Here is a 22,414-nt window from a genome sequence, read left to right on the forward strand (position 1 = left end):
CCCTGGGTGACGCGCTGAGGTGCCGGACGCCAAGGGGCGGGCAGGAGTTGAGTCAACGGTCAACCAGCCGTGGACGCGGGGCCTCACCCGTGGATTCCGCGTCGGTGTCGTCGGTGCCGACCGGGCCGCGGGGAAGCATCCGGTCCAGCCACTTCGGCAGCCACCAGTTGGTCCGGCCGAGGAGTGTCATGGTCGCCGGTACCAGCACCATGCGTACGACCGTGGCGTCGATGAAGATCGCGGTGGCCAGGCCGAGCCCGAACATTTTGGTGGAGGGGTCCTCGGCGACGGCGAAGGACAGGAAGACCGCCACCATGATGAGGGCGGCCGAGGTGATGATCCGGGCGGTGCCCGAGATGCCCTCAACGATCGCCGTGCCGTTGTCGCCGGTGCGCAGGTACTCCTCGCGTACGCGGGAGAGGAGGAACACCTCGTAGTCCATCGACAGGCCGAACAGGATGGCGAAGAGGAACGTCGGGATGAACGACACGATCGGAACCGTCGCTTCCAGCCCGATGAGTGCGCCTCCCCAGCCCCACTGGAAGACCGCGACCATGATGCCGTAGGCCGCGCCGATGCTCAGCAGATTCAGCAGTACCGCCTTGAGCGGTACGAGTATCGAGCGGAAGACCAGCATCAGCAGCAGGAACGACATCGCCAGCACGGCGGCGACGATCACCGGCAGGCGTTGGCTGGTGCGTTGGCCCACGTCGGACAGGCTCGCGGCGGCGCCGCCGACGTGGGCCCTGGCCGGGCCGTGCCCGATCGCCGTGGGCAGCACGTCGGTGCGCAGCCGGGCGATGGTGTCGGCCGTGGCCTTGTCCTGAGGGCTGGTGGTCGGGAACACCACGAGGGTCGCGATGCCGGTGGTCCGATCGATGTGCGTCGGCGCGACGGATGCGATGCCCGGATCCGCCGCGACCGCCCCGACGAGTCGGTCCAGCACTCCCGGATCACGGGCGGGGTCCGCGGCGATGACGAGGGGACCGTTGGTGCCCGGGCCGAACCCCTCGGCGACGAGGTCGTAGGCCCGGCGCTCGGTACGACTGTGGGGCAGTGAGCCGTCGTCGGGCAGGCCGACGCGCAGGCCGAGCACGGGCAGCGTCGCGGTCAGCAGCAGCCCCGCCGCGCCGATCGCGTACGGCACCGGGTGCCGGCTGACATGCCCGATCCAGCGACGCCACCCGGCGGCGGGGGCGGCGCCTGCCGCCGAGTCCCGCCGCCGTGCGAGTCGGGCCGGCTTCCTGGTCTGCAGAGCCCGGCCGATCCGGCCGGCCCGGGCCAGGCGAGGGCCCGCCGCGCCGAGGAAGGCCGGCAGCAGCGTCACCGACGCGAGCACCATCGTCAGGACGACGATCGAGACGGCAACCCCGCCCACCGTCATGAACGGCACGTTCGCGACCGCCAGGCCGAGGATCGACACGACGACGGTGCCGCCGGCGAAGACCACCGGCCGCCCCGCCGTTGCCACCGCTCGCCCGGCCGCCGCCTGCGGATCGAGCCCGCACGCGAGGTACTCCCGGTGCCTGGCGAGCACGAACAGCGCGTAGTCGATGCCCACTCCGAGCCCGACCATGCTGCCCAGGACCGGTGCGAAGGTGGGGACGTCCGTGACCCCCGCCAGTACCGTCATCGTGGCGACCCCGACGGTCAGTCCGAAGACCGCCATGCCGATCGGCAGCGCGGCGGCGACGAGCGAACCGAACGCCAGGAACAGGATCGCGGCCGCGGCGAGGAGGCCGATCAGCTCGCTCGCGCCGCCGTCGGGGTCGGAGAAGGCGTAGAAGAGGTTCCCGCCCATCTCGATGCGCAGGGGCAGTTCGGCGCGCAGTCGGTCGCCGAGATCGACGAGGGCGTCGAGGTCTTCGGCCGACAGCCGGCTCTGGTCGGGGTACTGCACCCGGACGACTGCGATCCGCCCGTCGGCCGAGACAAGGCCGCCGCGCACGGTGGTGTCCCCGCGTGCGTCGAGTGCCCCCGCCGGGTCGCTCGTGCCGAGCACGTGCGGCAGCCGCTTCACCTCGGTCTGCAGCCGCGTGAGAGCGGTGCGCGCGCTGTCGTGGTCGAAGAACGTCGCAGCGCCGTCGAGGGGGGTGACGACCACTTGGGCGGTCATCCCCTCCTGGCCGGTGCCGGCCCGCTCGATCAGTTCCGCGGCCCGTTGGGAGTCCAGTCCCGGAGCGGTCATCGAGTCCGCGGTCCGCCCGCCGAAGGCGACGGCGGCGAGGACGGCGAGCGTGGCGGCGACCAGCCATGCCGCGATCACCCGCCAGGGATGGCGGGCGGCGCTTGCGCCCACGCGCAACAGGGCTTTCGAGAGCATCGGGTCCTCCAACCACCTCGTCGGCCGTCCTTGTACGGCCGCCGATGCCGAGGCTCGTCGCCACGGCGCTCCGCGGCATCGGCCCGCGAGCCGCGGATCCGTCGGCCCCGGGGTGGAGTGACGACCCGTCCTTTCGGCCGATGCGCGGCACGCCGCGGTCCCTAGGCTGAGAACGTGCTCCGAGACGACCTGCGAACCCTGTGGACCGAACCCCGGCCGCCCGACGCGCCCGCCCGGGTGCGGCGGGACTGGGCGCTGCTCGCCGCGGGCCTTGCCGGTGTGGCGCTGGAGGCCACCCTGCGCGAGAACGTCGTGTGGCGGCCGGTGGCGGTGGTGTTCGCCGTATGGCTGTGCCTGCTGCCCCTGTGGCGCCGGACCCGCCCGCTGGCGATGGTGACGCTGGCGTTCGGCTCGGTGATCCTGCTTCAGGTGGCCTCGCTCGTCGCCGCACCAGGCGAGCCCGTCGGCCTGAACACCGGCGCGGTCGTGCTCGTGCTGGTGTACGCGCTGCCCCGGTGGGGATCGGGACGCGAGATCGTGCTGGGCGGCGCGGTGATCCTCGCGGCCGGCGCGCTGTGTTCCGTCACGGACGAGACGCCGGTCGTCGAGAACGTCATGGGCATCGTCTTCCTGCTGCTGCCCGGCGTGGTCGGGGCTGCCGTGCGGTTCCGGGTGACCGCTCGCGAGCGGCAGGTGGAGCAGGTGCGCTCCCGCGAGCGCGAGCAGCTCGCCCGGGAACTGCACGACACGGTGGCCCACCACGTGTCGGCCATGGTGATCATCGCCCAGGCGGGCGGGGTGCTCGCGGGCGCCGACCCGTCCGCCGCCGTCAAGGCGCTGGAGGAGGTCGAGGAGGAAGGGGCGCGCACGCTGGAGGAAATGCGCGCCATGGTCGCCGCGCTGCGCGACCGAGGGGTCGGCGCCGAGCTGGCGCCCCCTGCCGGAGTCGCGGATCTGGAGCGCCTGGTGCGCACCCCGGGTGGCCGCCTCAGGGTCGACCTGGGGCTCGACGGCGAACTGGACGCGCTGCCCCCGGCCGTGGACGCGGCCGTCTACCGCATCGTGCAGGAGTCGGTGACCAACGCGCTGCGCCATGCGGTCGACGCGACCGAGCTCGTCGTTCGGGTCGCCGCGGAACGGCACACGGTACGGGTGAGCGTGCGCGACAACGGCCGGCGCACCGGCCGGGGTCGCGACGGATACGGACTTACCGGACTGCGCGAGCGCGCGACCCTGCTCGGCGGCACACTACGAGCCGGCCCGGGTACCGACCGGGGCTGGCATGTCGAAGCCGAACTGCCGAGAGCGAGGAGCGAGAGCGGTGCCCATTCGCGTCCTCGTCGCTGACGACCAGACGATCATCCGCACCGGGTTGCGGATCATGCTGAACGCCCAGCCCGGCATCGAGGTGGTCGGCGAGGCCGCCGACGGGCGGGAAGCCGTACGTCTGGCCCGCGAACTACGCCCCGACGTCTGCCTGTTCGACATCCGCATGCCCGTACTCGACGGGCTCGAGGCCACCCGGCTGGTCGCCGGCCCTGGCGTCGCCGACCCGCTGGCCGTGGTCGTCATCACCACGTTCGACCTCGACGAGTACGTCTACGGCTCACTGCGTGCCGGCGCCCGCGGATTCCTCCTCAAAGACACGGGACCAGACCTTCTGGCGCAGGCCGTACGGTCGGCGTCCGACGGTGAGGCGCTCATTGCCCCCAGCGTCACCGTCCGTCTGCTCCAGACATTCGCGGACCTGCCCGCCGGCCGGCCCGTGGCCCAGCCGGTCTCCCCCGTCACCGCCCGCGAGGAGCAGGTGCTCCTCGCCGTCGCTCGCGGGCTGACCAACACCGAGATCGCCGATGCACTGCACATCAGCCTCAGCACGGTGAAGACGCATCTGGCCAGCCTGATGGCCAAACTCGGCGCCCGCAACCGGGTCGAGATCGCGATGTGGGCCTACGAAACGCGCCGTATCCTCCCCGGAACCTGAGCCGGGTGCCGGGCCATGTCCCATGAGTCCTCGCCCGGACGTCAGTGCACCGGTCGGCTCACGTCGGCTCCACGTGCCTCACCCGCCCCAGAGCGTGACGTACCAGGAAGCCAGAACTGGGACGGTGAGACACCCGATACGACAAGACTCCCGACAGCTACCTCGCCAGTCTCCACCTGCACGCCTCGATGATCTGGATCAAAGACCTCACCAGGACCACCCGATGATCACGACTCGATACGCGGCCTAGTCGCCGGACGCGCGGCCGGCGTCCAGCACGTCGGTCTCGGCCGGAGGCCGCACGCCCAAGGGGGCGTCGAAGGCGCTGAACGAGGTGGTGCTCCGGTACTCGGTGCCCTTGTAGGCGACCTTGAGAAGGTACGGCTTGCCCTTGGTGGCGACGTAGAACGTGTAGGTGCCGCCCTTGTCCGCCTTGTCGGTCACCGTCAACGCGATCGCCTGCCTGCCGTCGACCTCGGTGCGTTCGCCCTTCGTCGCCTTGCCGAAGGAGGCGAACTCCCTGGTGCAGTTGGCGAGTCCGGCGTTCTCGGTGTCCCATCCCGCCTCGCGGGCCGGTGACTTGACCCAGCGCTTCTGTTCCCCCGCGATGGTCACGTCCTGGCCGGCCCGCTCCAGATAGGCGCGGTTCGGGCGGACGTAGTCCGACTCGCCGATCCGGATCTGTTCGAGGCTCGCACCCGTGCTCCAGGTCACCTTGTACCTGCACGTGCCCTTCAGGTCGGTCGTCAGACGGCTGGAGAAGCCCTCGCCGGTGGCCACGGTGGTGGTCTTCCCGTCCACGGTCACCGACTTGAGAGCCGTCATCGTGTCGTTCGCGTCGTCCAGCAGCTGTTCGGCGGAGGGTTCCTCTCCGGAGGAGCCTCCTGAGCAGCCGGCGACGGCGGCACCGGTCGCCAGGCAGGCGAGCGCAGCCGTCACGACAGTTGATCCTCTTCGCACACGTCCCCCCGGATCCTGGCCGTTCATGCTATCGAACTCGCGTGCGGGGTCGGGCCGCCGAAGGGGAGGTGGAGGACGCGGGCGAAGAGCAGCCAAGTGCCGTCGGGGCGGCGGTGGAAGACGTCCTCGTAGTGGCCGACCTGGACCGGCGGGCCGGACGGGACCGGGGTCGTGCCGCCGTCGTGGCCGTCGATGCGGTACGTCGTGAAGTACGAGGTCGCCGTCGCCGTGTCCGGCGAGGTCACGGTCACGAGGATGTTGGACATCAGGCGGCGCGAGAGGCGGTCGGCGGGACGGGAGGCGAAGTACCGGCGCAGTGCGTTCCGGCCCTTGACCAGACGATCGCCGGCCGGCCACTCCCAGCTGCCGTCCTCGGTGAACAGCTCGGCGACGGAGCCGGGTTCGCCGAGGTCGAGCCGGTGGACGAAGCCGATGATCAGGTGCTCGCAGGCGCGTTCGGCGAGGAGGCGGTCGATGGGATCCATGGGATCCATGGGGTTGTTGGTACCAGTGGTGGCCGGTGAGGGCGACCGCTTTACGCCGCCACGCATGTACGCCGCCGCGTATTTACACCGCCACGTACGTCACCGGCTCGCTCCCGGCCACCGCCTCCGCCCGCCCCAGCTTCACCAGTCGCCGCAGATGGGCCTCCGCCTCCGAGACGGCGATGTTCCGCGAGCCGTACGGGATCTGCGCCCAGGGGCGGTTCCACTCCATGCGTTCGGCGAGCTGCCAGGGCGTGAGGGGCTCGGTGAGGAGGGTGAGCAGGCCGGTGAGGCGGTCCTCGTGGTGGGTGAGCAACTCCCGTACGCGGGAGGCCGCGTCGGTGAAGGCGTGCTGGTGGGCGGGGAGCACCTCGGCGGGGGCGAGGCGGCCGACGCGTTCCAGGGAGTCGAGGTAGTCGCCGAGGGGGTCGGTGACGGTGGCGTCGTCCGGGTCCTCGTACAGGCCGATGTGTGGGGTGATCTCGGGAAGCAGGTGGTCGCCGGAGAACAGGCGGCCGTGGCCCGGGAGACGGCCGGGGTGCGCCTCTTCCAGGTGCAGGCAGACATGGCCTGGAGTGTGGCCCGGCGTCCAGATCGCGCGCAGGCGGCGGCCGGGGAGGGCGAGGAGTTCGCCGGGGACGATCTCGCGGTCGGGCAGGGCGGGGGCCAGGCCGGGGACGGAGCGGGGGCGGGCGGCGCGCAGCGGTGCCAGGTGGTCCTCGGGGGCGCCGGCGGCTGCGAGCTTGGCGCTCATGTAGGTGAGCCAGCGTTCGGGGCGCGTCGAGCGGGCCCGCCGTACGATCGCGCCGTCCGCCTCGTGCATCGCGATCCAGGCGCCGGACGCCTCCCGCACCTGGCCGGACAGGCCGTGGTGGTCGGGGTGGTGATGGGTGATCACGACACCGTGGATCTCCTCCGGCGAGGTGCCGCACGCCGTCAGGCCCTCGGCGAGGGCGTCCCAGGAGGCCGGGTCGTCCCAGCCGGTGTCGATCAGCACCGGTCCGCGGTCGGTGTCGACGACGTACACGAGGGTGTGGCCGAGGGGATTGTCCGGGATGGGGACCTGGAGGGAGCGAACGCCGCCGCCGTGGTCGTACACCTGCGTCATGGGCTCCCCAATCGCCGTGTCCGGCCACTATAACTAGAACGCGTTTCGATGGGAGCCCGAGGTCACCAACAGTCCGGGTCCAGCACTGGACCCCGGAACGGATCCGCGAGGCCGAACCCGCCGAGATGCCGGTCGCCCACCCCTGCGAAGGATCGAAGTCCCGCCGCCGAGACCATCCATGCGGCGCCGCAGGCGAACAGCGTCTTGGACGTCACGCAGAGCGCCCGGGTACGTCTGTGCTCATGGCCGCTCGCCATCTCCCGTGTCCTCTATCCGGCTTGATCACCGTAAGGCGAAGTGGCCGCGGAGTGATGTGCGCAGTGGTGTGCGGCCCGTGGACTCCTCCAGGCGGACCTGGTATCAGTGGCCGTATCTGATGAACCGTCAGAGACGCAGTCGCTCCGGGGAGGCAGTCGCCATGACCGAGCTCGTGGAACACGGACAGCTGTTCATCGGCGGGGAGTTGACCGACCCCCTGGGCAAGGACGTCATCGAGGTGATCTCGCCGCACACCGAGCAGGTCATCGGGCGCGTGCCGCACGCCTCGACGGGCGACGTGGACCGGGCGGTCGCCGCGGCGCGGAAGGCGTTCGACGAGGGGCCCTGGCCGCGGACGACCCTCGACGAGCGGATCGAGGTGGTCGGACGGATCAAGGACGCGATCGCCGTACGGCACGAGGAGATCGCCCGCGTGATCTCGTCCGAGAACGGGTCGCCGTACTCCTGGAGCGTCCTCGCGCAGGCGCTCGGCGCGATGATGGTGTGGGACGCGGCGATCACGGTCGCGCGGAACTTCACCTACGAGGAGACGCGCGACGGAGTGCTGGGCCGGATCCTCGTGCGGCGCGAGCCGGTCGGGGTCGTCGCGGCCGTGGTCCCCTGGAACGTCCCGCAGTTCGTCGCCGCGGCCAAGCTCGCCCCCGCGCTGCTCACCGGCTGCACGGTGGTGCTGAAGCCGTCGCCGGAGTCGCCGCTGGACGCGTACATCCTCGCCGACATCGCCCGCGAGGCCGGGCTGCCGGAGGGCGTCCTGTCCATCCTGCCGGCGGACCGCGAGGTCAGTGAGTACCTGGTCGGGCACCCGGGCGTGGACAAGGTCTCCTTCACCGGCTCGGTGGCGGCCGGCAAGCGCGTGATGGAGGTCGCCGCGCGCAACCTGACCCGCGTGACGCTGGAGCTGGGCGGCAAGTCGGCGGCGGTGGTGCTGCCGGACGCGGACGTGGAGACGGCGGTCGCCGGAATCGTCCCGGCGGCCTGGATGAACAACGGGCAGGCGTGCGTGGCCCAGACCCGCATCCTGCTGCCGCGGGCGCGCTACGACGAGTTCGCCGAGGCCTTCGCGGCGGCGGCCGGCGCGCTGGTGGTCGGCGACCCGCTGGACCCGGCGACCCAGGTGGGCCCGCTGGTGGCGAAGCGGCAGCAGCAGCGCAACCTCGACTACATCCGCATCGGCCAGGAGGAGGGCGCGAAGATCCTCACCGGCGGCGGGCGTCCGCCGGGCCTGGACCGCGGCTGGTACGTCGAGCCGACTCTCTTCGGCGACGTCGACAACTCCATGCGCATCGCCCGCGAGGAGATCTTCGGCCCGGTCATCTGCCTGCTCCCGTACGGCGACGAGTCCGAGGCCGTGAAGATCGCGAACGACTCCGACTACGGGCTCAGCGGCAGCGTGTGGACGGCCGACGTCGGCCACGGCATCGAGGTCGCCCGCCAGGTCCGTACCGGCACGTACTCGGTGAACACCTTCAGCCTCGACATGCTCGGCCCCTTCGGCGGCTACAAGGACTCCGGCCTGGGGCGGGAGTTCGGGCCGGAGGGCTACGGCGAGTACCTCGAGCACAAGATGATCCACCTGCCGGCGGGCTGGGAGGGCTGAGAGACCATGGGCGACCGCTGGCAGATCGAGGTCGACCGCTCCCTGTGCATCGGCTCCGCCCAGTGCGTCCACCTCGCCCCGGACGGCTTCCGCCTCGACACGGGCCGCCAGTCCCACCCCGTCGACCCCGAGACCGACGCCAACGAGAAGATCCTCGCGGCGGCGGAGGGCTGCCCCGTCGAGGCGATCATGATCACGCTGCTGGGGAGCGGGGAGCCGGTATTTCCTCCGGAGGAGTAGGGGTTCCGTGCGACACTCCGCCTCACGTTCGGGACGTGACGAGGTGGGAGAGCGATGCGTGGGGTGGGGGCGGCCGTGGTCGCGTGTGTGGCGGCGGTGGTGCTGACGGCGTGCGGCGGCGGGGGAAGCGGGGGCGCGGCCGAGGAGCCCGAGGGGAGCGGCGGACCGGCCGGGGTCACGGTGACCCTGGCCGCGGTGCGGGGGGACATCCGGGCGGCGGCCGCCGCCGGGGACTTCGGGCGGCCGCGGTTCGTCGACGACACGGGTGCTCCGGGCGCGGGCCGCTGCTCGGTGTTCGCCGAGGTGCGGACCCACGCGAAGCCGGACAGGAAGGCCGTCGCCACACTCGTTGCCGAGCTGAAGGGCCGCGGGTGGCACGAGCTGATGCAGACCGCGGATCCCGCGGGCGAGGGCTGGACGCTGGAGAAGGCGAGCTGGTCCCTCATCGTCCTGGCGGGAGCGATGACGAAGGAACAGGTCGCGGCTGCCCAGCCCCCCGGAGGGGCGGCGGGCGCCGAGGCGTTCAGCGGCCTGTACCTCTCCGGCCTCGGACGGGACTGCGGTGCGGCGGCCGCTACTCCAGCGTCCTGAAAAATCATGGTTCAGGGGGTTCTGTCCCCGGATAAAAGTTCTATTCTAGGAAGTGGCCTACGGGACGAGTGAGGGAGTTCGACCGGAGTAGCCGACTGTGGCGTGACGCTTCGGCATCCGCCAGTGGCCGACGTCGACGGTCGGGCTGAGAGGCCGGAAGGCAGTAGTCGGGCCGGAAGGCGACCCCCAGCACCTGATCCGGGTAATACCGGCGAAGGGAACCCGTCTCGTAGGTTCTTCGCGTGAGTCCAGGTTCTTCGCGTGAGTTCTTCGCGTCCTAGCCCCGGCTGTCGTTCGCCGGGTCCGTCAGGGCGATCAGCCGGCACACCGTCTCGATGTCGATCTTCACCTGGGCGATCGAGGCCCGGCCCGACAGCCAGGTGATCAGCGCCGAGTGCCAGGTGTGCTCGATGACCCGGACCGCGGACAGCTGCTCCGGCGTCGGATTCTCCAGCCCCATCGCGTCCAGGATGATCACCGTGGTCTGGCGGGACACCTGGTCGACCTCGGGGGACACACTGCGGTCCGCGAACGTGAGCGCGCGGACCATCGCGTCCGCCAGATGCGGCTCCCGCTGCAGCGCGCGGAAGGCCCGCATCAGCGTCTGAGCCACCCGCTCCGCCGCCGTCTCGCCGGTCGGCGGCTTCTTGCGCAGCGTGCCGTGCATGTGTTCCAGCTGATCCTGCATCGTGGCGACCAGCAGATGGATCTTGGACGGGAAGTAGCGGTACAGCGTGCCGAGCGCGACCTGCGAGGACTCCGCGACCTCCCGCATCTGCACCGCGTCGAAACCGCCCCGGCTGGCCAGTTGGGCGCTCGCGTGCAGGATGCGCCGACGCCGCGCCTCCTGCCGCTCGGTGAGCGGCGGCGAGTCGGACCGCGGGGTACTGGCATCCACCTTGGCCACCTTGTCCACCTTGGCTTCCGCAGGCATGGGTCCCGTTCCGTGACAGTCGGTGAGGGCAAGTGATCACACAGCATGACAGGGGCGCCGGTCGTGGCGTGAATCACCTGATCCACTGCTCACCGTGCTCCTACCTGCCGGTAGATTCAGAGCCTCCTGAACGATCAAGTCTGAAACTTGTTCTAGATTAGCGTCCCGGCGTAATCTCGCGGGACAGTGCAGGCAGAAGGGGGCCCAGAGTGACCGCTGAGGCCAGTCAGGCGGGGCCCTCGGAGGGACCGGCCACCGACGGCGAGCGACCGCTCCGCATCGCACTCCTCACATACAAAGGGAACCCGTTCTGCGGGGGACAGGGCGTCTACGTACGACACCTCTCGCGCGAGCTGGCCCGCCTCGGCCACACCGTCGAGGTCATCGGTTCCCAGCCCTATCCCGTCCTCGACGAGGGCCACGACGAGCGCCTGAGCCTCACCGAGCTGCCCAGCCTGGACCTGTACCGCCACCCCGATCCCTTTCGCACCCCGAAGTCCGGCGAGTACCGCGACTGGATCGACGCCCTCGAAGTCGGGACGATGTGGACCGGCGGCTTCCCCGAGCCGCTCACCTTCTCGCTCCGCGCCCGCCGCCATCTGCGCGCCCGGCGCGGCGAGTTCGACGTCGTCCACGACAACCAGACGCTCGGATACGGCCTGTTGGGCGACATCGGCGCCCCGCTGATCACCACGATCCACCACCCCATCACCGTGGACCGCCGGTTGGAGCTGGACGCGGCACAGGGTGTGCGGCGCAGGTTCTCCGTACGCCGCTGGTACGGCTTCACGCGCATGCAGAAGCGGGTGGCGCGCCGCCTCTCGTCGGTCCTCACCGTCTCCGCCACCTCCCGCCAGGAGATCGTCGACGATCTCGGCGTACGCGACGACCGCATCCACGTCGTCCACATCGGCGCCGACACGGACCTGTTCTCGCCGGATCCCTCGGTGCCCGTCGTGCCGGGCCGGATCGTGACGACGTCCAGCGCCGACGTGCCGCTCAAGGGCCTGGTCTTCCTCGTCGAGGCGCTGGCGAAGATACGCACCGAGCGCCCGGACGCCCACCTCGTCGTCGTCGGCAAGCGGCCCGAGGAGGGCCCCGTCGCCCAGGCCGTCGAGCGGTACGGCCTCCAGGGTGCCGTCGAGTTCGTCAAGGGCATCACGGACGCCGAACTGGTCGACCTGGTGCGCTCGGCGGAGGTCGCGTGCGTGCCGTCGCTGTACGAGGGCTTCTCGCTCCCGGCGGCCGAAGCCATGGCGACGGGCACCCCGCTGCTGGCCACGACCGGCGGCGCGATCCCCGAGGTCGCCGGCCGGGACGGGGAGACCTGCCTCGCCGTACCGCCGGGAGACTCCGAGGCGCTGGCCGCAGGCCTCAGCCGCCTGCTGTCCGACCCGGACCTGCGCGCCCGGCTCGGCGCGGCCGGCCGCGAGCGCGTACTGGCCCGCTTCACCTGGGCCCGCGCGGCCGAGGGCACGGTGGCCCGCTACCGGGAGGCCATGGCCGTCCCCGACGCCGGCGAAGCCGCTCCCCGCTCCGCCACCACGCCTCCCGGCCGCTCAGCGGCCCCAGAAGTAGCCGACGTTGTATCCGATCGCGAAAGCAGGGCCACGTGCTGACCGTCGACTTCTCCCGGTTCCCGCTCGCCCCGGGCGACCGCGTCCTGGACCTCGGCTGCGGCGCCGGCCGGCACGCGTTCGAGTGCTATCGGCGGGGTGCCCGGGTGGTGGCCCTCGACCAGAACGGCGAGGAGATCCGCGAGGTCGCCAAGTGGTTCGCGGCGATGAAGGAGGCCGGGGAGGCACCGGAGGGCGCCACCGCGACGGCGATGGAGGGCGACGCCCTGGCGCTGCCCTTCCCCGACGAGTCCTTCGACGTCGTCATCATCTCCGAGGTGATGGAGCACATCCCGGACGACAAGGGCGTACTCGCCGAGATGGTACGGGTGTTGAGGCCCGGCGGCCGGATAGCGATCACCGTCCCGCGCTACGGCCCCGAGAAGGTCTGCTGGACGCTCTCCGACGCCTACCACGAGGTCGAGGGCGGCCACATCCGCATCTACAAGGCGGAGGAACTCCTCGCCAGGATCCGCGAGGCCGGCCTCAGGCCGTACGGCACCCACCACGCCCACGCGCTGCACTCGCCGTACTGGTGGCTCAAGTGCGCGTTCGGCGTCGACAACGACAAGGCGCTGCCGGTGCGGGCGTACCACAAGCTGCTGGTCTGGGACATCATGAAGAAGCCACTCGCGACCCGGGTCGCCGAGCAGGCGCTGAACCCGCTGATCGGCAAGAGCTTCGTGGCGTACGCGACCAAGCCCCACCTGCCGGGTCTCGCCGGGACCGAGGTGGCCGCCAAGTGACCACCCCCCGGACAGAACACCTCGTTTTGCCCGGGGTCCTCACCGCCGAGGAGGCCGCCGCGACCGTCGCCGGCATCCTCTCCGTGCAGCGGGAGGACGGGGCGATCCCGTGGTTCCGCGGGCACCACCTGGACCCGTGGGACCACACCGAGGCCGCGATGGCGCTGGACGCGGCGGGCGAGCACGAGGCCGCCGAGCGGGCGTACACGTGGCTGGCCCGACACCAGAACGCGGACGGCTCCTGGTACGCGGCATACGCCGACGGGGCCTTCGACGACGTCAGCGACCGGGGCCGGGAGACGAACTTCGTCGCCTACATAGCCGTCGGCGTCTGGCACCACTACCTCTCCACCGGCGACGACACCTTCCTCGACAGCATGTGGCCCACCGTCTACGCGGCCATCGAGTTCGTCCTCCAACTGCAGCAGCCGGGCGGGCAGATCGGCTGGAAGCGCGAGGACGACGGTACGGACACCGCGGACGCGCTGCTGACCGGCTCCTCCTCGATCCACCACGCGCTGCGCTGCGCGCTCGCGATCGCCGAGCAGCGCGAAGAGCCGCAGCCGGACTGGGAGTTGGCGGCAGGAGCGCTGCGGCACGCGATCCGCCGCCACCCGGAGCGGTTCCTCGACAAGGACCGCTACTCGATGGACTGGTACTACCCGGTGCTGGGCGGCGCGCTCACCGGCACGGAGGCCAAGTCCCGCCTGGAGGCGGACTGGGAGCGCTTCGTCGTCCCCGGCCTGGGAGTGCGCTGCGTCGTGCCCAACCCATGGGTCACGGGCGGCGAGTCGGCCGAACTCGCCCTCACCCTCTGGGTGATGGGCGAGTCCGACCGCGCGCTGGAGATCCTCCAGTCGATACAGCACCTACGGGACTCGGAGACCGGCCTGTACTGGACGGGCTACGTCTTCAAGGACAAGGCCATCTGGCCCCGAGAACTGACCAGTTGGACGGCCGGCTCCCTCCTCCTCGCGGTCGCCGCCCTCGGCGGCCACGAGGCAACCTGCAGAATCTTCAGCGGCGACCACCTACCGAACGGCCTCGACCCGGACTGCTGCGGCTGAGGACTTCTCAGTGCGGTCTGCTTCTCCGCGCGGGCTACTCCTCAGTGCCGGTGTACGCGGTTGGCGATGGCGTGGCCGACGAAGAGGTGGACGACTGCTGCGAGGCCGTAGCCTGCGACGACCCGTGCCCACTGTTCGTCGAACGTGCCGTGTTTTCTGGGGGTGCCCCCAGGCCCCGGGGGCCTGGGACCGGCCGGTGAGCGGGTGGGCGATGGCGTGGCGGGCGGAGGGCTCGTTGGGGGCTGCTGCCCCGGTTGCTCGGTGGGTCGGCCGGGGCGTGGTTGTTGGGTGCGGGCTCAGTGCCGGTGTACGCGGTTGGCGATGGCGTGGCCGACGAAGAGGTAGACGACTGCTGCGAGGCCGTAGCCGGCGACGACCCGTGCCCACTGTTCGTCGAACGTGAACAGGTCGTGGGACCAGCCGGCGAGCCAGCGGGCGACGTCGTGGATGAACTGCACGAAGTCGTTCGCGCGGTTCGCGTCCAGCAGGTACATCAGGATCCACAGGCCCAGGATGAGGGCCATGATGTCGGCGACGACGGCGATGATCGTGCCGGCCTGATTGGCACCGTTGCGATATCGAGGGGACATGCCCATCGGGTTGCCGCTCAATCCCCGATGAAACCTGAACGGGGTTGACAGGGCAGGTCGTACGTGTTCATCGTGCACGCTTCTTTCGTTCAACTGGCCTTCGACCTATGGTCGTTCGGGGGTAAGGGCGGTCACCGACGATCCTGGCCCACCCTGGGGGGAGAACGCCGGTGTCCGCGAACAGACCTGCTCCGCCTGAGCCTCGTTTAGCCGTCACCAGACCCACCCGCGGCCGCCTGCGCAGAGCCCTGGCGGTCGCGCTGCCCGTCCCGGTCGTCGGTCTGGTGCTGCTGATGGCGTCGGGGCATCTGATGCTGCCGTTGCAGAACGTCGTCACCATCGAGGCCAAGATGGCCTCCAAGCGGGACTTCTTCGAGGACCCCGAGGTCGAGCGGCTGCTGCTGAAGCACGGCTTCCGGGTGCACATCACCAGCATGGGGTCCCGGGAGATCGCCAACCAGGACATCAAGGGCTACGACGTCGTCTTCCCGTCCGGACAGCCCGCCGCCGACCTGATCACCCGCGAGCGCGCGGCCGCCGACCGCCCCGCGACGACGTACCGCCCCTTCGTCAGCCCCATCGTGCTCGCGACCTACCGCGAGTACGCGGACGCCCTGCGGGAGAAGGGCGTGGCCGAACGCCAGCCCCGCTCGGGCGACGAACCCCTCTACTACACCCTGGACATGGGAAATTTCCTCGACCTGACCAAGGCGGGGCAGCGCTGGGACGACATCGGCATCTCCCGGCAGGGCGTCCGCAACGGCAACAAGATCCTCGCCCAGTCCTCCGACATCTGCGAGGCCAACTCCGCCGGCACCTACCTCGGCCTGGTCGCCTTCGTGGAGTACGAGAACGACGCCCCGGACACCGAGCCCGAGGCAGAGAAACTCGCCCGCCGCATCAAACCCCTCCTCGTCGAACAGGGCCTGCCCTCCTCGGAGAAGGCCGAGACCTACCTGTCCGCCGACGGCAAGGGCATCTCGCCGATCGCGGTGATCTACGAGCACCAGTTCCTGGCCCACCAGATCCGGTACGAGGCGGAACACGGCACCCCGGACACCGAACGCGTCCTGCTCTATCCGTCCACCCGCTTCGTCACCGAGCCCCAGCTCGTCGCCCTCACCCGGGACGGCGACCGGCTCGGCGACCTCGTCGCCACCGACCCCGAACTCCAGCAAAGAGCCATGGAGTTGGGCTTCCGGGTGCGTGAGTCCGGCAGTGACGCGACCGGCGACCAACTGGCCGACTTCCTCGGCGAGCGGAACATCCCGGCACCCGTCACCTCCGCCGACGACACCAAGGCCGTACTGCCACGGCTGCCCCTGCTGGAGCGGATGATCCAGATCGTCGGCGACTGCCCGCCCTCCGAGGGCACGCAGTGAGGGGCAGAGCAGGGCTCCTGATGGTGTGTTGTACGGCCCTGGTGGCCACCCTGCTCTCCGCCTGCACCGGCGACGGCGACGACGGCGGCGAAAGGGTCCGGCTGCGTGTCCTCGCCGGCCCCGACCTCGCCGTACTCGCCCCGCTCCTCGACGAGTTGGCGGACGAGACCGGCGTCGAACTCGACCTCGACCTCCGGGCCGACGCGGAGACCCGGCCCGCCGCGTCACGCGAGGGGTACGACCTCGCCTGGCTCTCCTCCGACCGCTCTCTGCGGCTGCGCGACAAGCGGCCCGCGCAGGGGATGCAGCGGACGCCGACGATGACGTCCCCGGTCGTCATCGGCCTCGCCCCGGCCACCGCCCGCGCCCTGCGTGCGGGCGTCCCCGGCGGCCGGCTCACCTGGGCGGACATCGCCGACGCCGCCGCGCAGGGCGAGGTCCGCTTCGGCATGGCCGACCCCCGCAACGCGGGCAGCGGGCTCGCCGCCCTGGTCGGCGTCGCCACGGCCGCCGCCGGCACCGGCGCCGCCCTGCGCACCGAGGACGTCTCCTGCGACCGGCTGCGTGGCTTCCGCTCCGGCCAGACCCTCACCGCGGCCACCTCGCCTGCCCTCGTCGACGCCTACGTCGCCCACCAGGACCGGGCCGACGCGCTGATCGCCTACGAGTCCGACCTGCTCGCTCTCAACGCCTCGGGGCGGCTGAAGGAGAAACTGACCGTCGTCCGCCCCGAGGACGGCATGGTCCTCTCCGACTTCCCCCTCCTCCTGCTCGACCCGTCCCGCCGCGCCGCCTACGACAAGGTCGCCGAGTGGCTGCGGCGCGACGCCGTACAGGAGAAGATCATGCACAGCACGCTGCGCCGCCCGGTCAGCCCCACCGTCCCCCGGGACGCCCCGCTGCGCGCACCGATCGGCAACGCCCTCTACTTCCCCGACCAACAGGCCGTCCTCGACCGCCTGTTGGCGGACTACGGCGACCCGGACCGGCGCACCGCCGGCCAGGTCGTCTTCCTCCTCGACTTCTCCGGTTCGATGCGCGGCGCCCGGATGGCCGCGCTGCGCGACGCGTTCGCCGGGCTCAGCGGCGCGGACCCCTCGGCGACGGGCAAGTTCACCCGGTTCTACCAGGGCGAACGCCTCACCGTCGTACGGTTCGCCGGCCGGGTCCTGGAGGAGCGGACCGTCACCGTCGCGGGCCCGGCCGATCTGCGGAAGATCACCGACACCGTCGCCCGCGGCGGCTTCGGCGACGACACCGCCGTCTGGTCCGCCCTCGACCACGGCTACCGCACCGCCGCCGACGCCCTCACCGCCGACCCCGACCGCTCCGTCTCCGTGGTCCTGATGACGGACGGCGAGAACAACGCGGGCCTGCCCTACACGGAGTTCGTACGACACTACGAGGCGCTGCCCGACGCGGCGCGCGAAGTGCCCACCTTCCCCGTCCACTTCGGCGAGGCCGACGCGGGCGAACTGCGGCGCGCGGCGGCGAAGACCGGCGGGCGGATGGTGGACGCCGACGACTCGTCCCTTTCCGAGGCCTTCAAGGAGATCCGTGGCTGTCACTGACGGACTGTGGTGGAGCGTGTGGTGGCCGTGGATGACGGTCTGGCTGGTGACGGCCGCGGGCCTGCTGGTGCTCGCCGCCGTCCTGCTGCACCACGCGCGCGAGGCCCGCCGACGAGCGGCGGCACGCCAGACGGCGTACAGCATCTGCTTCTACCTGGACGGGAAGTCCGTCATGGACCTCTACCAGGTCAGCCACTACAGCGAGGCGCTCGAACAGGCGGTGGAGCACCGCACCAACGTCAACACCAGTGTCGGCTTCCTCGGGAAGGTCATGCCGTGGACCGTCAAGGCCGGCAAGGACGTCACACAGGAGAAGTTCACCAAGTACGTCCAGAAGAACGAACCCATCAACGTCATAGGGATGTTGATGGAGGCCCTCGACCGGGCCGACGCCATCGTCCACGCCGACCTGCGCACGGGCAACGTACGGCCCAACCGGGCCCTGAACGACGCCCTCGACGGCGACACCCGGATCGCGCTGAGCGACATCGACGAGTTCGTGTCGGTGCGGGGCCGCTTCCTGATGGACCCGGACACCTCGCAGGGCATCGTGCTGCGCGCCGCGTACGCCGATCCGCAGACACCGCCGTACGTCAGGGTCGTCGGCGCCCGCGAGGGCCTGCGCCGCGAGACCATCCCGGAGGGCACCTTCACCGCCCGCTGCCTGGGCAAGATGACGGGCTGGCGGCAGGACACCGGCGAGGTGACGCTGGAGGCGATCGCGATCTTCCGCTGACCGCCGGACAGACCTTATGAGTTGAGCTCGGCCAGCACCCGTAGCGTGTGCCGGTCCGGCGCCAGCGCCAGCAGGTCCGTCACCGGGCCCTTGCGCCACAACTCCAGTCGCTCCGCGATGCGTTCGCGCGGTCCGACGAGGGAGATCTCGTCGGCGAACGCGTCCGGCACGGCGAGCACGGCCTCCTCCCGGCGGCCGGCCAGGAACAGTTCCTGGATCCGCCGGGCCTCCTCCTCGTACCCCATGCGCGCCATCAGCTCGGCGTGGAAGTTGCGGGCCGCGTGCCCCATGCCGCCGATGTAGAAACCGAGCATCGCCTTGACGGGGAGGAGGCCCTGGGCGACGTCGTCGCAGACCTTCACCTGTGCCATCGGCGCGACCATGAACCCGTCCGGCAGCTCGGCCACCGCCTCCCCGTACACCTCGGGCCGGCTCGGCGACCAGTACAGCGGCAGCCAGCCGTCGGCGATCCGGACCGTCTGGGCCACGTTCTTCGGCCCCTCGGCGCCCAGCAGCACCGGGAGTCGGGGACGCAGAGGGTGCGTGATGGGCTTGAGCGCCTTGCCGAGACCGGTCCCGTCGGCGCCCCGGTAGGGGTGCGAGTGGAAGCGGCCGTCCAGCTCGACCGGCGCCTCCCGCCTGAGCACCTGCCGTACGACATCGACGTACTCGCGGGTCGCCGTCAGCGGCGACTTCGGGAACGGGCGGCCGTACCAGCCCTCGACCACCTGCGGACCGGAGAGCCCGAGCCCGAGCAGCACGCGGCCACCGGACAGGTGGTCCAGGGTGAGGGCGTGCATGGCCGTCGTGGTCGGGGAGCGGGCCGCCATCTGGGCCACCGCCGTGCCGAGCCTGATACGGGAGGTCTGCGCGGCGATCCAGGTGAGCGGGGTGAAGACGTCCGAGCCCCAGGACTCGGCGGTCCACACGGAGTCGTAGCCGAGCCGCTCGGCCTCCTGCGCCAGCGGAACATGATCCGGGTCGGGGCCGCGGCCCCAGTATCCGAGGGCGAGACCGAGCCGCATACCTGCCTCCTGACGGAGCGTCAGTGAAGTCGGACGAGGGGGTGGTGACGAGGGGGTGGCGACTGTACGACAACGGCCCCCCACCCGGAAGGGCGAGGGGCCGTTGTCGTACGTCGAAGACCGGGGATCAGCCGCGCTGGATCCCCGACGTGTCCTGCAGCACGCCACGACGGCCGTCCTGCGTCTGCGCGACCAGCGCACCGCCGCGCTGCTCGACCGCCAGGTACCAGGTACCGGGGGCGAGTTCGGCGATCGGCGCCTGCGAACCGTCCTCCGCGAACAGCGGACGCGGCACCGGCACGGCGAACCAGAACGGCGAGAACTCCGGGGCCGGCGGCTGGGCCTGGGCCTGCTGCGGCTGGGGCTGCGCCTGCTGGGGCTGCTGGGGCTGCGCGCCGAAGGGCTGCCCGGGCTGCGGCTGACCGCCGTAGGGCGGCTGCGGCTGCTGGGCGCCGGGGGCACCGGGGTAGCCGTAACCACCGGGCTGCTGGGCGCCGTACGGCTGGGGGGCGGCCGGCTTGGGGGCGGGGACGAGTCCCGCCTGCAGGGCCGGGACCAGCGGGGTGGCGACGGCGGCCGCGGCCAGGAGCAGGGTCGCGACGAGCGCGAGGATCAGGCCGATGCCCGCGTCGATTCCGTCGCCGGCGCCCTCCATGTTGTCCAGGGCGCTGGTCGGGTCGAAGATGTTCCCCAGTGCGCTCCATGCGGCGAAGACCGTGAACGCCACGCCGAACTGGCCGAGGTCGAGCCCGGCCACCTTCGGCACCTGCGGAAGGCCACGGGAGACGACGACGAGCGCGGCACCGATGACGCCCGCGAGCACCACGCCCATCAGGACCGGTGCGCTTCCCCAGGCGTTGGGGAAGTCGTAGCTGTCCGGGGCACCGTCGGCCGAGTAGATGTCGAGGAACGACGCGATGAACAGCAACACCGCTGCTCCGATCACCACGCCGTCGCCTCGAGTGAGGGAGCGGATATTCACTTCAGGTCCTTCGTAGGTCGTCTCGTCGTCGGTAGAGGCGTCGCCAGTCACCATGTCGCCGTCAGGCCCCGGTGTGAAGCGCGGGGGTGGCCCCTCATCGTAAGGACGACACTATCGTCCGCCGGAACAGGGTGTCCGCCCGGATCAGCGCGCTGATCACTACCCGCGCAGGAAACTCACGATTCCCTCAGAGATCCCTTGCGCCGCCTTCTGCCGCCAGGCGCCACTGGTCAGCAGCGCCTCGTCCTTGCTATCGCGCATGTTGCCGCACTCGACGAACACCTTGGGAACCGTTGACAGATTGAGACCGCCCAGGTCCGTGCGGGTGTCCAGTCCGGTGCCGTCTCCGATGTAGTTGGAGGGCGCGCTGCCCGTGACGCGTACGAAGTTGCCCGCGATGCGCTCACCGAGGCGGCGGGAGGGGGCGACGATCGGGCGGGTGTCGGCGGCGCCCGCGTGCACGCTGCCCGGCAGGATGACGTGGAAGCCGCGATTGCCGGCCGCCGAACCGTCCGCGTGGACCGAGACGACGGCGTCCGCGTGCGCCGCGTTGCCGATCCGGGCGCGCTCGTCCACGCACGGGCCGTAGGGCCGGTCGCCGTCCTGGGTCAGCTTCACCGTGGCGCCCTGCGCTTGGAGCAGCGTGCGCATCCGGTGGGCGACGTCGAGCGTGAACTTGGCTTCCGTGTAACCGGCGTTGGTGGAAGTCCCCGTTGTGTCGCACTCCTTCCAGTTCGTGCCGATGTTCACCTTTCGGTTGATCTCGGCCGTGTGCTGGAAGTTGCCCGGGTTGTGGCCCGGGTCGATGACGATCACCTTGCCCTTGAGAGGGCCGGATGCGGCGGGCACGGACGTGCCGGGTGAGGAGGTGGCGGGCGCGGTGGTGGCGGGGGTCGGGCTCGGCTGCTTGGCGTCGTCGTTGCCGGAGTCCGTCGGTTCGGATGCCGTCGGGGAGGCGGGCGCGCGCGACGACACGGGCGTCCCGACCGCCCCTGCCGACCCTCCGTCGGGTCCGCCGACCGCCTCGTACACCACCCATCCGAGCAACGCGCCGGGCACGAGCGCGGCGAGCGCGACGGTGAGGGGGCGGCGCCTGGGGCGGCGCGGCGGGGAGGGTTCGAAGTCCGGGCCTACGTACGACACGACAGCCACCTTACGGTCCCGCTACATGCTCCGCCGGGAGCCCCGGCGCGACCCTGCGGCGTGCCGCGGCCGAGCGATCGGATCCCGTGACGAGGTGTCCCGGGATCAGATCCCCGCGCCGGTCCGCCGCAGCACGCGCAGCGAGTCCGTCGCCGAGACCTCCGTGAAGGCGCCGGAGGCGAGGGCCCGCAGATATACGCGGTACGGGGCCTGGCCGGTGAACTCGTCCGCCGGGTCGGGGAACACGTCGTGGATGACGAGCAGGCCGCCCTCGGCGACATGGGGCGCCCAGCCCTCGTAGTCGGCGTTCGCGTGCTCGTCGGTGTGGCCGCCGTCGACGAAGACCAGGGCGAGCGGCGATCCCCAGACCTTCGCGACCTGCGGCGAGCGGCCGACCAGCGCCACGATGTGCTCCTCCAGGCCCGCCTGGTGGAGGGTGCGGCGGAAGGTCGGCAGGGTGTCCATGAGGCCGATCTCCGGGTCGACCGTCTCCGGGTCGTGGAACTCCCAGCCCGGCTGCTGCTCCTCGCTGCCCCGGTGGTGGTCGACGGTCAGCGCGACGACCCCCGCCTCACGGGCCGCGTCGGCGAGCAGGATCGCGGACCGCCCGCAGTAGGTACCGACCTCCAGGAACGGCAGCCCGAGCCGCCCGGCCTCGACGGCAGCCGCGTACAGGGCGAGCCCTTCACCGGCGGGCATGAACCCCTTCGCAGCCTCGAAGGCGGCCAGGATCTCGGGCTTGGGGGCCGCGGGCATGGGGGGCCTTTCGGTCGTACGAATGTCTGGGCGCCCATGATGCACCGCGGCCTCCGGCATGGGGGTGACGGGGGCGGGCTCGGGCTCGGGCGGGAGCGGGGGCGGTGGGACAGACGGGCGTCGGGCGGGGCTCGGCGAGGCCCGGCTTCCCTGGCAGCGCCGGGTCCGGTGGTGCAGGGTGCCCCCGGCCGTGCGTGGCGACGGGGGCGGGGTCGGGCGGGCGCAGGCGGGCCGCAACGCGGAGACCGTCTCGCCTGGCAGCGCCAGGTCCTGTGGTGCAGCGTGCCCCCGGCTGTGTG

General features: G+C 71.4%; 21 protein-coding genes. 11 read left to right on the top strand and 10 right to left on the bottom strand.

What is annotated here, in order from left to right; all coding sequences use genetic code 11:
- Window positions 1-52: 52 nt before the first annotated feature.
- Window positions 53-2,323, bottom strand: a complete 2,271-nt coding sequence (locus OG252_RS35095) for an MMPL family transporter (RefSeq protein WP_329341206.1) — start codon at window positions 2,321-2,323, stop codon at window positions 53-55.
- Window positions 2,324-2,497: 174 nt separating this feature from the next.
- Between OG252_RS35095 and OG252_RS35100 the strand changes: the two genes are divergently transcribed.
- Window positions 2,498-3,670 (top strand): sensor histidine kinase, encoded by a 1,173-nt coding sequence (locus OG252_RS35100; protein ID WP_266440164.1) that lies wholly within the window; start codon window positions 2,498-2,500, stop codon window positions 3,668-3,670.
- Window positions 3,645-4,307: a response regulator gene (locus tag OG252_RS35105; protein WP_266440166.1), complete on the top strand. Its 663-nt coding sequence runs from the start codon at window positions 3,645-3,647 to the stop codon at window positions 4,305-4,307. Before OG252_RS35100 ends, OG252_RS35105 begins: the two co-directional genes overlap by 26 nt.
- 246 nt (window positions 4,308-4,553) lie before the next feature.
- Here the strand turns inward: OG252_RS35105 and OG252_RS35110 are convergent, their stop codons facing one another.
- The 3 genes from OG252_RS35110 to OG252_RS35120 all read right to left on the bottom strand — a co-directional run bounded on the left by OG252_RS35110 (window position 4,554) and on the right by OG252_RS35120 (window position 6,860).
- Window positions 4,554-5,246: a hypothetical protein gene (locus tag OG252_RS35110; protein WP_329341209.1), complete on the bottom strand. Its 693-nt coding sequence runs from the start codon at window positions 5,244-5,246 to the stop codon at window positions 4,554-4,556.
- Window positions 5,247-5,290: 44 nt separating this feature from the next.
- A complete protein-coding gene (locus OG252_RS35115) occupies window positions 5,291-5,752 on the bottom strand; it encodes a nuclear transport factor 2 family protein (protein WP_329345257.1) in 462 nt (153 codons plus the stop codon).
- An 82-nt stretch (window positions 5,753-5,834) separates the two neighbouring features.
- On the bottom strand, window positions 5,835-6,860 hold the full coding sequence (locus OG252_RS35120) for an MBL fold metallo-hydrolase (RefSeq protein ID WP_266440170.1): 1,026 nt from the start codon (window positions 6,858-6,860) through the stop codon (window positions 5,835-5,837).
- A gap of 418 nt (window positions 6,861-7,278) precedes the next feature.
- Between OG252_RS35120 and OG252_RS35125 the strand changes: the two genes are divergently transcribed.
- From OG252_RS35125 to OG252_RS35135, 3 genes are read left to right on the top strand one after another with little or no spacing between them, the layout of a single operon-like run.
- A complete protein-coding gene (locus OG252_RS35125; RefSeq protein ID WP_266440172.1) occupies window positions 7,279-8,736 on the top strand; it encodes an aldehyde dehydrogenase in 1,458 nt (485 codons plus the stop codon).
- A 6-nt stretch (window positions 8,737-8,742) separates the two neighbouring features.
- On the top strand, window positions 8,743-8,976 hold the full coding sequence (locus OG252_RS35130) for a ferredoxin (RefSeq protein WP_266440174.1): 234 nt from the start codon (window positions 8,743-8,745) through the stop codon (window positions 8,974-8,976).
- A gap of 54 nt (window positions 8,977-9,030) precedes the next feature.
- Window positions 9,031-9,567 (top strand): hypothetical protein, encoded by a 537-nt coding sequence (locus OG252_RS35135; protein WP_329341211.1) that lies wholly within the window; start codon window positions 9,031-9,033, stop codon window positions 9,565-9,567.
- Between the two features lie 277 nt (window positions 9,568-9,844).
- Here OG252_RS35135 and OG252_RS35140 read toward each other — a convergent pair whose 3' ends face one another.
- Window positions 9,845-10,501 carry a TetR family transcriptional regulator gene (locus tag OG252_RS35140; RefSeq protein ID WP_266440177.1) on the bottom strand — a complete coding sequence of 219 codons (657 nt, stop codon included), beginning with the start codon at window positions 10,499-10,501 and terminating at the stop codon, window positions 9,845-9,847.
- Between the two features lie 209 nt (window positions 10,502-10,710).
- Between OG252_RS35140 and OG252_RS35145 the strand changes: the two genes are divergently transcribed.
- The 3 genes from OG252_RS35145 to OG252_RS35155 are packed head-to-tail and all read left to right on the top strand — an operon-like array spanning window position 10,711 to window position 13,930.
- Window positions 10,711-12,120, top strand: a complete 1,410-nt coding sequence (locus OG252_RS35145) for a glycosyltransferase family 4 protein (protein WP_266440179.1) — start codon at window positions 10,711-10,713, stop codon at window positions 12,118-12,120.
- Entirely contained in the window at window positions 12,114-12,863 is a 750-nt protein-coding gene (locus OG252_RS35150; RefSeq protein ID WP_266440181.1) for a class I SAM-dependent methyltransferase, read from the top strand. The genes OG252_RS35145 and OG252_RS35150 overlap by 7 nt, the downstream gene beginning before the upstream one ends.
- Window positions 12,860-13,930, top strand: coding sequence for a prenyltransferase (locus OG252_RS35155; RefSeq protein WP_266440183.1), 1,071 nt, complete (start codon window positions 12,860-12,862; stop codon window positions 13,928-13,930). Before OG252_RS35150 ends, OG252_RS35155 begins: the two co-directional genes overlap by 4 nt.
- Before the next feature lie 296 nt (window positions 13,931-14,226).
- On the opposite strand, the gene OG252_RS35160 is transcribed toward OG252_RS35155, so the two are convergent.
- Window positions 14,227-14,520, bottom strand: coding sequence for a hypothetical protein (locus OG252_RS35160; RefSeq protein WP_266440185.1), 294 nt, complete (start codon window positions 14,518-14,520; stop codon window positions 14,227-14,229).
- A gap of 170 nt (window positions 14,521-14,690) precedes the next feature.
- Between OG252_RS35160 and OG252_RS35165 the strand changes: the two genes are divergently transcribed.
- Genes OG252_RS35165 through OG252_RS35175 form a run of 3 tightly spaced genes read left to right on the top strand, consistent with a single transcriptional unit; the run spans window position 14,691 to window position 18,209 of the window.
- Complete coding sequence (locus OG252_RS35165) at window positions 14,691-15,902, top strand: hypothetical protein (protein WP_329341215.1); 1,212 nt, start codon at window positions 14,691-14,693, stop codon at window positions 15,900-15,902.
- A 20-nt stretch (window positions 15,903-15,922) separates the two neighbouring features.
- On the top strand, window positions 15,923-17,473 hold the full coding sequence (locus OG252_RS35170; protein WP_329341217.1) for a vWA domain-containing protein: 1,551 nt from the start codon (window positions 15,923-15,925) through the stop codon (window positions 17,471-17,473).
- The gene (locus tag OG252_RS35175; RefSeq protein ID WP_266440190.1) at window positions 17,460-18,209 is read left to right on the top strand and encodes a hypothetical protein; all 750 of its coding nucleotides are present in this window, start codon (window positions 17,460-17,462) and stop codon (window positions 18,207-18,209) included. Before OG252_RS35170 ends, OG252_RS35175 begins: the two co-directional genes overlap by 14 nt.
- Before the next feature lie 14 nt (window positions 18,210-18,223).
- Here OG252_RS35175 and OG252_RS35180 read toward each other — a convergent pair whose 3' ends face one another.
- The 4 genes from OG252_RS35180 to OG252_RS35195 all read right to left on the bottom strand — a co-directional run bounded on the left by OG252_RS35180 (window position 18,224) and on the right by OG252_RS35195 (window position 22,115).
- Entirely contained in the window at window positions 18,224-19,234 is a 1,011-nt protein-coding gene (locus OG252_RS35180) for an LLM class F420-dependent oxidoreductase (protein ID WP_329341218.1), read from the bottom strand.
- Window positions 19,235-19,361: 127 nt separating this feature from the next.
- Window positions 19,362-20,216 carry a DUF5336 domain-containing protein gene (locus tag OG252_RS35185; RefSeq protein ID WP_266440192.1) on the bottom strand — a complete coding sequence of 285 codons (855 nt, stop codon included), beginning with the start codon at window positions 20,214-20,216 and terminating at the stop codon, window positions 19,362-19,364.
- Between the two features lie 159 nt (window positions 20,217-20,375).
- The gene (locus tag OG252_RS35190; protein WP_266440193.1) at window positions 20,376-21,359 is read right to left on the bottom strand and encodes an N-acetylmuramoyl-L-alanine amidase; all 984 of its coding nucleotides are present in this window, start codon (window positions 21,357-21,359) and stop codon (window positions 20,376-20,378) included.
- A 105-nt stretch (window positions 21,360-21,464) separates the two neighbouring features.
- Window positions 21,465-22,115 carry a class I SAM-dependent methyltransferase gene (locus tag OG252_RS35195; protein WP_266440195.1) on the bottom strand — a complete coding sequence of 217 codons (651 nt, stop codon included), beginning with the start codon at window positions 22,113-22,115 and terminating at the stop codon, window positions 21,465-21,467.
- Window positions 22,116-22,414: the final 299 nt, after the last annotated feature.

The organism is Streptomyces sp. NBC_01352 (assembly GCF_036237295.1).
Lineage (GTDB): Bacteria > Actinomycetota > Actinomycetes > Streptomycetales > Streptomycetaceae > Streptomyces > Streptomyces plumbiresistens.